The organism is Mesorhizobium sp. BHbdii (assembly GCF_053848045.1).
This window is the reverse complement of sequence record NZ_JBSPKX010000025.1, coordinates 1-7,574: the sequence shown is the minus strand read 5'-3', so window position 1 is coordinate 7,574 and position 7,574 is coordinate 1. Positions and strand designations below refer to the sequence as shown.

The window sequence follows — 7,574 nt, the reverse complement described above, 5'->3', positions numbered from 1 at the left end:
CGCGAGAGGCTCGGCGTGACAAACAACGTGCATGCTGTCGCGAAAGCTTTTCGCCTGGGGCTGATCAGCTAGCCTCACGCAATCGCGTGATGCCGCACCGGTTGGCGATAACATATTGGGGTGGCCTCGGAACTGGAGGAGAACGGGCTCAGCGACAGGATCGCAATTCATCCTGGCGCGAGGGCATACAACCCAGACCCCCATCGCCCTTTCTGCGGGCAAGCCTCACGGTCCTTGCGGTCGCCGAATAGTCTTCGCACCTGGTCGTAGAGTATGATCTCCACATCGATCGGCTCGAGCACCGATCGGCAATTGGCGATCAGTTCGTCCGGCGCGGACGCGGCATAGAATGCCGCCGAAAACACCGCTGTACCGCAATCGACATCGCGCGGTTGGTATGCTCGATTCCATTCCAGGCTGGCCCGCATTCCGCGATCCGCAGCTCGGCCTCGTCGGCGAATGCGGCCAGCACAGGTTATTGCCAGGTTGAGAATACCGCCGCCAAAAGGGACGACTGGCCAAGGGCCGACTCGCGCCAGTTGCAAATCTGCGAAGCACCGACGCACGGCAGCCCTATAGAACAGCGTTTTTCTATCCAAGGAGTCCGGCGCCGGCAGGCGCAGAGCCAAATCGCTCTTGCCTGCAGGCTCGCCGCAACAAGCCGGGTTTTTGGAGACCGAGCTTGCCATTTGTCGCGGAGCGGCGGGTCATCAGAAGCCAGACAGAACCGCTATTCATCGGCCGTATTCGATTGCTGGCACAACACGAGGCCGGTCACACCGAACGGAAACCACGAACACGTTTTCGGCGCTTCTATTCTAAGCCCGTCAATTCACGACGCCAGAGCCGTACCCGAAGCTCTGTCGAGCAAAGTCCATAGCCTTCCCGCGCTCGCTCGCCAGCTACTTGAACTGGTCGTTGTCTATCACTCGCCGAAAAAGCGGCCGCCCCTGACTTCGTGATGTCAGTCGTTCAGGTCGTCGCATGTCCGACATTGTCGGCTATCGGACAACGCCTTCAAGGTCATAGCCGTTGCTGCAAGCGGCCTTTCCTTTGGCACGGCATTTGCGTGCCTATCGACGACCGGGGCTCCGCCTCGGAAATCAGGAGAAATCATCCCAACCCGCTCGCCAAACCCGCAGTCATGTCGACGTGATAGCGCGACCTTCCCTCGCCAAGGGTGGCCTGTTCCTTCACCGCTTCTCCATGGTTCTTGCGGACACGAGCTTACCGCGCGTCGGATTATCCGCCCGGCAGCGCATACCAACGCATTCGGGGACGCCATGACCTTTTTTCGACTCAACTCAGCCTTGGTGGCTAGCGCCCCTGTGGCAGGAGGTGCCGACTCGGGCCGTTGCTCGCCGGCGAACCGACTTGTCGGCGTTGACCTGGCGCGCGGATTGGCTGTGTTCGGCATGTACGCGGCACATGTCGCACCCCATCCAAGCGAAGGGGGGGTCAGCGGCTTCGTTCTAGAACTCGCTCATGGTCGCTCTTCTGCGCTCTTTGCTTTCTTGGCAGGGTTCTCCCTTGTCCTTATCACTGGAAGAATCCCCAAGACAGGACAAGCAGGCCGCCAAGCTGCCACCAAAATCGTGATACGCGCACTTATCCTGCTAATTTTAGGTCTGCTGCTGAAGGCCACCGGAACGCCGGTCGAGGTGATCCTCGCCTATTACGGGCTGTGCTTTTTGCTGGTTCTTCCACTCTGCCGGCTGGATGCGGTCACCCTTGCAGCCATAGCGCTTTCCACGGCATTTGTGCTTCCTCAGCTAGCATTCCTGATCAACCAGATGATGGATGAGGAGATGGCCTTTGACCCTTTCGTCACCCTGTTGCTCAGCGGGATGTACCCTGCCATCACATGGATACCATTCATCATCGCAGGCATGGCAGTCGCACGTCTGAATCTGACGAAGGTAACCACCCGCCGGTGGTTGGCGACCGCTGGAATAGCGCTCGCCGTCCTTGGATATGGAGGGTCTGCGCTCGCCTTGCACTATGTGCCTGGGGTAGCAGAGGCGATCACCGAGCAGGGTGGGGACATAGGCGATCTCTGGTGGTCGAATGCGGGAGAGTGGTTCCGCTCGTTCGAGGCCGGGCCCGTTTGGTTGTGGGTGGCCTCACCTCACACTGAGACCACCTTCTCGATCCTGGGAAACACCGGCGTTGCCCTCCTGGTTCTGGCGATCAGCCTGGTCGTTTCCGACACGCGTCTTCGCGTCCTGACCGGTCCAATCGTCGCTGTCGGTTCTATGTCCTTGACTGCTTATGTCCTGCACCTATGGGGAATTTGGGTGCTTGGAATAACGGAAGTGCCAGGATCGCCACTCTACGTGCTGGGAGGCTTCGTGCTCGCAACCGGTGCGTTCGCAATGTTATGGAGGCGCGCGTTCGGCCGAGGTCCGCTCGAGGCGCTGATGGGCAAAGCCGCAGACCTGTCTCGCTGCGTGCCTTAGCACTGCGTCAACCGAACAGCATGCGAGATCCGCGGCCATTTGAGGAGCTCCTGCGGTTCCACTACGCCGAGAACTGACCGGCATGTCGGATAACTTTTCGTGTAGATGCGACGGTGGCGCGAATAGCCGCTGTTCATACTCGTGTGGGAGAACCCGTCGATTCGATCGGACGCAACATGCTCTGGCGAGTGACGAGATCAGCGATGACGCGGTTGGCCGCCGTGTGGGGTCGGGCCGGGATGCCCATGACCTGTGGCGTAGTAGACGCGCCTGCTCTTCGTGGAGCGCGGATACCGGCACGGGTCATGGGCAGTACCGGCCTATGGCCATGCATGCGCTCGTCCTGGCCATCTGGAGTTCCGGAGCGAGCCCACCTTGTCGTTGCGGGATTCCGGCCGGCATGTCGACCCGCAGCCCTCGCGCTACGTTTGGAGCCGGGCGCCGGCTCTGCCCGGCCACACGCTTCGGGTTCGGTCGCCGCGCTCCGTCTCCAGAGGGATCGGCTCGGCCATCGGTCAAGGGCGGTCTGGTGAAAGCGTCGGCAAGGGTGCCGGGCGGCGATACCGCGGGCGTCTTCAAGCCGTGCTTGACGAAACCACGCCTCCCCGTGATCCCGCTCACTGTTCACCCGTTCGACCGCATCCCTAGAAGTTCCAAAGTCTCGACCATGGGTCATTGCTGTACGATAGGATCGCGATCGAGTGGTTCTGACTTAATGTTACTGAGCCGCCTCTCCCGCTCGAACCTGAAGCGCTGCAGCACCTTGTACGCTCTCGCCAGCGTGGAATTGTTTGGCGTCGCTTCGCGGGTCAGCACGCCTGGATTAACCGCCCCTGCCGGAATCTGCTTTCTGGCTATGTTGGGGGTAATAAACCAGAAGTCATTACAGAGAGTAAGCGCCATGTTAGTGATCCCGCCTTGGCCTACGCGGCGTAGCGCGCTTCGAAGTTCTCGGTCGCGACGGTGATCGCGATCTGATCCGATCGGCCGCCCGTCGGCAGTCGGAGGACATCCCCGATTCAGAGCTTCGCGCGACCGTGAGCAAGTCGATCGCTGGTATCAAGGCTGGCGGGATTGTCCGCATACCAGCGGGCGCCGCTGGTGGGACCGATCTTGATTTTTCGCGGCCCCACGAAGAGGGCGCAGGGTCGACCTGGACACGTTACCTGCTTCAACCAACCCTTATCCGAATTGTCGTCAGAGCGCAGTCATCAGAATCGCTCATGCAATGGATCGTCGCAGCGCGGCTGGATCTGTTCGTCGCGTGGCTGACGCTTCCGGATATCTGCCGCGGTATTTTGAAAAAATCATCGAAGACAATGGAATGCCGAGTACCTCACCCCTGAACGAAATTGGCGTTCTTGCAGATTCGAGGTCGTGCTGTAGGAGCGGTGCATTTGGCCGCGCCCGGACCCATCACCGCACCAAGGCGTTCGGGAGGTCAAGGCATTGCATGCAAAAGCCAGGCCGCTCATCCAGCCACCTCGTACGCCAGGCTTAGGTGCTTTCACTTGGCACGACATTTGCGCGGTAAATTGGCAAACCAGCCTGCATCGGCTCAGGAGAAAACATCCCAACTCAGCTCGCCCGACCGCGGTGGAGTTCGGTTGGGATACCCGATGGAAATCAGAATGACCGACCTGCAGGCAAGAAGCAGTCCATTAATCCTTCGGATCAGAGACGCGAGATCTTAGCATGACGAGCCAGAATTGCGGCAATCCTCAACCAACTGCTCCTGGCCACGATCCGTCCTCGCCACCGGGGGTGCGCTCCACGGAGAGGCGCCTCGGCACGTTTCGCGTCATAGCCCTGTATGTTGCGATGGCTTGGCGCACAAGCCGATATCTAACCTTGTCCTCATTGTTGCTGAGGCTTGCCGATGCACTGCTTCCCGTCAGCATACTTTATGTAGGCAAGCTGATCATTGACGACGTCAGTCACCAAATCCCATACGGGGCGCCCGTCCTTTCCGACGCGCTTTATGGGGAGAGGTTGCATCCGCTTGCACTGTTGATTGCGGCCGGGTTCGGGCTGGCTGTGATCACCGATGTGTTGAGCCGCGTCCGATCTCTCGTTGAAGGTACACTTGGCGAGCGGATTACCGTTGCATTAACCGCCCTTCTCATGGAGCGTGCCGCGACGCTGGATCTGAAGGATTTCGAGGACGCCGAATTTCAGGCCCATCTCGAAGCTGCGCGCGAGCAGACAACCGACACCATGGCGCTGTCTGGCCTTTTTTCACACGCGGCGAGCATTGTAAAAGTGATTGCTTTCGCCGCGGCCCTTCTCATCATTGCGCCTTGGCTGATGGTTCTTCTGTTGATCGCAGTGGTGCCGGCGTTTGTTGGCGAGTTCTATTTCAATGAGAGGAGATACTCGCTCGATTGGAGCCGCATTCAGGAGCGGCGCGAACACGACTATTTGTGCTTTACGGCAACCAGCGTGGAAGCGGCCAAAGAGGTCAAGATTTTCGGGTTGAGCCGTTTTCTCATCAGTCGCTATGTCGCGCTTGCACGGCAATTCTACACCGCAATGCGCAAGCTGGAGTTACGGAATGAAATCTGGAGTGGTGTCTTCACCGCCCTCGCCACGATGGCCTATTACGGCGCTTACGCTTACATCGTGTGGCGTACGCTGCAGGGGGACTTCACCGTTGGTGACCTTACGTTCCTCGCCGGTGCGTTCCTGCAACTGAGCAATGAGCTGGAAACGGTGCTGTTCCGTTTCGCTGGTATATTCGCCACTGAGGTGGAGTACCTCAAGTACCTGTTCTCCTTCTTTGAACGAGAGCCTGAAATCCTGACGCCCGAAAATCCGCTGCCCGTCCCTTCTCCAATCCGAGAAGGCTTCGTCTTCGAAGATGTGGGATTCAGATATCCGGGAACGGAGCGGTGGGCGGTGCGTGGTCTCAACTTCGCGCTGCTGGCCGGAGAGGTGGTGGCGGTCGTCGGGGAGAGCGGCGCTGGGAAGACCACGCTGGTTAAGCTGCTGACACGCCTCTACGATCCCGAGGAGGGCCGGATCCTTCTCGATGGCAAGGATTTGCGCGAGTACGATCTGGATGAACTACGCAACTCGATTGGCGTGATCTTCCAGGATTTCGTTCGCTACGCCATGACCGCTAACGACAACATCGCGGTTGGCCGCATCACGGCGCGCAAGGATGGAGATCGCATAGAACGCGCCGCCGAATGCAGCCAAGCCTCGAAGGTCATCGGCAGGCTGCCTGAAGGATATGACCAGATGCTCGGCAACGGGTTTAAGGGTGGTGTGGAGCTGTCAGGTGGCGAATGGCAGAAGATTGCCATTGCTCGAGCCTACATGCGAAATGCTGAGCTATTGATCCTGGACGAACCGACGGCAGCACTCGACGCTCGTTCGGAATACGAGGTGTTCCGGCGTTTCAAGGAGCGGAGCAAGGGCAAAACATCGGTTCTAATTTCTCATCGCTTTTCCAGCGTGCGGATGGCCGATCGCGTTCTGGTGCTGGCCGACGGGAAAGTTGAGGCGCAGGGTACACATGAGGAACTTTTGGCGCAGTCCGGTCGCTACGCCGAACTCTTCGAACTCCAGGCGGCGGGCTTTCGATAGGCGGCTATTGGCTCGTCAGGGTTGAACGGCCCTTCCAGAGGTCCAGCGTGCTCTTCTCAAAGTGCAATCGGGGGCGCCAGATTCCAGGGTGGATAGTGCGCTGCTGTTTGACAGAGTGGAGGTGTTCGCCCGGCGCTCGGAAAACATGCCGACGGTAGCTGACAACCGACGAACCACGCCATCCGCACAGGTCTTGGTGCAATTTTTCGCCTTGATGGAATGCGTCGATCGACGTGAGCGAGCACCTCCGTCTCATTGCTGCCCCCCCGAGTTGCGCCCGCACGGACCGCCCCTACCTTGTGCAAGCCTTGTTCCTGGCTATATTACTGGAAACAGATGGAGGCCACCATGGGAAATTCACAGAAGCGTGCCATCCAACATTACCGCTCCCGCCTTGCCCAGCGCGGCTTAGCGCGCTTCGAAGTACTCGGTCGGGACGCTGATCGCGATCTGATACGATCCCTTGCCCGGCGCCTGTCGGAGGATACCCCCGAAGCGTCAGAGCTTCGCGCGACCGTGAGCAGGTCGATCGCTGGCGAGCCACCCAAGCCTGGCCGAATCCTCGCCGCCTTGCGGCGTTCGCCGCTGGTGGGCGCGGACCTCGATTTTTCCCGGCCCCATGAAGAGGGGCGCAAAGTCGACCTGTGACGCGCTACCTCCTCGACACCAACATCATCAGTAATGTTGTCAAACCGCAGCCATCGGAATCGCTCGTGGCATGGATGTCGTCACAGCGCGACGAGGATCTGTTCATCGCGTCGCTGACGCTTGCGGAGATCCGCCGCGGTATTTTGGAGAAGCCACGAGGCAAAAACCGCGACGCGCTCGACAAGTGGTTCTCGGGGTCTGAAGGGCCGCAGGCGCTGTTTGCGAACCGTATCCTATCGTTCGACGACAAGGCGGCGCTGATCTGGGCGCAGCTAATGGCGAAAGGGAAAGCGGCCGGCCAGCCACGTAGCGGGCTCGACATGATCATAGCCGCTGTCGCCGGCGCGAACGAGTGCGTGGTGGTGACAGACAACGAAAAGGACTTTGCCGGACTCCAATTCGTCGATCCGATCCGCCGAGCGGTGTGACGCGCTAGGGGTAGGAAAGCTGGGACGGCAAGACGCTGGACTCGGATAGAGGAGATTGACTCTCGATCCGGTGCGCTGCTTCGCTTGGTATGGATTGTCGCAAGTCCAGACTACCCGTTGTGCCAGGGGTTGACTCCGATCACGCTGAAAACAACATGTCGGATATACTCGAAGTGAGCATAGGCGGAGGCAATTCGCTCGTTTTCCCGGACATTGCGTGACGCCCCGGAAAACTGATCGGTGAGAACTGATCAGGCCCCGGTCGGCCCGCTTGGCGGGGTATCTAAACGATTGCCGAGCTAAGACTACAGCAACATCGCTCAAATGGAACGAGAAGCGAGGACAGTTTTCGGCCAGCACCCGGCCGGCACCGATGCGAGAAGCTTGATGCCCTCAATCCCAGCCGAGCGGCAAACAACCACCATCATGGAAGCAATGCGTTATGGAA

General features: G+C 59.4%; 7 protein-coding genes. 5 read left to right on the top strand and 2 right to left on the bottom strand.

The window, feature by feature from the left end; all coding sequences use genetic code 11:
* Positions 1 to 167: 167 nt before the first annotated feature.
* Positions 168 to 428, bottom strand: a complete 261-nt coding sequence (locus ACWTU8_RS31495) for a hypothetical protein (RefSeq protein ID WP_455851212.1) — start codon at positions 426 to 428, stop codon at positions 168 to 170.
* Positions 429 to 1,283: 855 nt separating this feature from the next.
* Here ACWTU8_RS31495 and ACWTU8_RS31490 point away from each other — a divergent pair.
* Entirely contained in the window at positions 1,284 to 2,459 is a 1,176-nt protein-coding gene (locus ACWTU8_RS31490; RefSeq protein WP_455851211.1) for a heparan-alpha-glucosaminide N-acetyltransferase domain-containing protein, read from the top strand.
* A 672-nt stretch (positions 2,460 to 3,131) separates the two neighbouring features.
* Here ACWTU8_RS31490 and ACWTU8_RS31485 read toward each other — a convergent pair.
* On the bottom strand, positions 3,132 to 3,362 hold the full coding sequence (locus ACWTU8_RS31485) for a hypothetical protein (protein ID WP_455851210.1): 231 nt from the start codon (positions 3,360 to 3,362) through the stop codon (positions 3,132 to 3,134).
* Positions 3,363 to 3,496: 134 nt separating this feature from the next.
* On the opposite strand from ACWTU8_RS31485, the gene ACWTU8_RS31480 reads away from it, so the two are divergent.
* From ACWTU8_RS31480 to ACWTU8_RS31465, 4 genes are all read left to right on the top strand, one after another.
* Positions 3,497 to 3,805, top strand: coding sequence for a hypothetical protein (locus tag ACWTU8_RS31480; RefSeq protein ID WP_455851209.1), 309 nt, complete (start codon positions 3,497 to 3,499; stop codon positions 3,803 to 3,805).
* Positions 3,806 to 4,154: 349 nt separating this feature from the next.
* Positions 4,155 to 6,050, top strand: a complete 1,896-nt coding sequence (locus ACWTU8_RS31475; protein WP_455851208.1) for an ABC transporter ATP-binding protein — start codon at positions 4,155 to 4,157, stop codon at positions 6,048 to 6,050.
* Positions 6,051 to 6,398: 348 nt separating this feature from the next.
* Entirely contained in the window at positions 6,399 to 6,698 is a 300-nt protein-coding gene (locus tag ACWTU8_RS31470; RefSeq protein WP_027155985.1) for a hypothetical protein, read from the top strand.
* The gene (locus ACWTU8_RS31465; protein WP_455851207.1) at positions 6,695 to 7,126 is read left to right on the top strand and encodes a PIN domain-containing protein; all 432 of its coding nucleotides are present in this window, start codon (positions 6,695 to 6,697) and stop codon (positions 7,124 to 7,126) included. The genes ACWTU8_RS31470 and ACWTU8_RS31465 overlap by 4 nt, the downstream gene beginning before the upstream one ends.
* Positions 7,127 to 7,574 lie beyond the last annotated feature (448 nt).